Below are 1188 nucleotides of genomic sequence, written 5' to 3'. Positions count from 1 at the left end.
TGATGACTGCTTGCTGCCGTCGATGACCCACTCGCCTGCCTCCAGGCGATCGGTCGTGCGCGTCGCGCCGGCATCCGATCCCGCTTCGGGTTCGGTGAGACCGAAGCCGGCGAGCGCGCGCCCCGCGAGCAGGTCGGGAAGAAGTGCCTCCCGCTGCGCGTCGCTGCCGAATCGGTACACGGGCATGGCACCGAGACTGACGGCGGCCTCCAGCGTGATGGCGATCGACTGGTCGACGCGGGCCAGAGCCTCGATCTCGAGTCCGAGCGTCGCGAAATCGCCACCCTGCCCGCCCACGTCCTCGGGGAAGGGCAGGCCGAACAGCCCCATCTCCCCCATCTCGGAGACGATGTCCAGCGGCAGCGTCCTGGTGCGGTCGGCCTCGTACGCCTGCGGCGCGATCCGCTCGTCGGCGAAGGCGCGGACCATGGCCGCCAGTTCGCGCTCCTCGTCGTTCAATCCGTAGTCGTGGGGGTCGAGGATCGCCATGCCATCTCCTTCGATGTCGCGGTCGCGTAACGGCTGACGTGCACGCATGGCGCGCGGACGAGCCAGTGGGTTAGTGTTCGTTAACCCACCAGCTCAGGTTATCGAGGATTAACTGGAATGACAACGCACTCCCGGGCAGCGCGCACCACCCGCGAGCGCGCCAAGGCGGAGCGTGCTGACGCGCTCGTGGAGGCGGCGGCGCGCCTGTTCGCCCAGCACGGGTTCGACGGGGTGAGCCTCGAGGATCTCGGATCCGCCGTCGGAGTCAGCGGCCCGGCCGTCTACCGTCACTTCGACAGCAAGCGCGCGCTCCTCGGCGCGATTCTCCTGCGAGCCAGCACGGACCTGCTCGAGGGCGGACGTCGCGTGACGTCCACCGGGCACGACGCCCGACGCTCCCTGCGCGAACTCGTCGATTTCCACGTCGATTTCGCGGTGCGAAGCGCCGATGTCATCCGCGTGCAGGACCGCGACCTCACGCGGTTGAGCGACCAGGACCGCCGTACCGTGCGGCGCCTGCAGCGCGAGTATGTGGAGCTGTGGGTGGACGTCCTGCGCGCCGTGCACCCGGAGCGCGGCGACACCGACCTGCGCGTGCGGGCTCACGCCGGCTTCGGGCTGATCAACTCCACCCCGTACGTCGTGCGCACGCGCCGGGAAGTGGCGGTGGATGCCGAGACGGACACCCTTCTGCGCAGG

At 69.5% G+C, this 1188-nt stretch carries 2 protein-coding genes; one reads left to right on the top strand and one right to left on the bottom strand.

Features of this window, described 5'->3' with window-relative positions; translation table 11 throughout:
• On the bottom strand, nucleotides 1–489 hold a 489-nt coding region (locus I5I_RS15945), incomplete at its 3' end, for an acyl-CoA dehydrogenase family protein (protein ID WP_036322131.1).
• Between the two features lie 117 nt (nucleotides 490–606).
• Between I5I_RS15945 and I5I_RS15940 the strand changes: the two genes are divergently transcribed.
• A partial coding sequence (locus tag I5I_RS15940) for a TetR/AcrR family transcriptional regulator (RefSeq protein WP_051039704.1) occupies nucleotides 607–1188 on the top strand: 582 nt, incomplete at its 3' end.

Source organism: Microbacterium sp. B24 (genome assembly GCF_000333415.1).
GTDB lineage: Bacteria > Actinomycetota > Actinomycetes > Actinomycetales > Microbacteriaceae > Microbacterium.
This window is presented reverse-complemented; position numbering and strand designations above follow the sequence as displayed.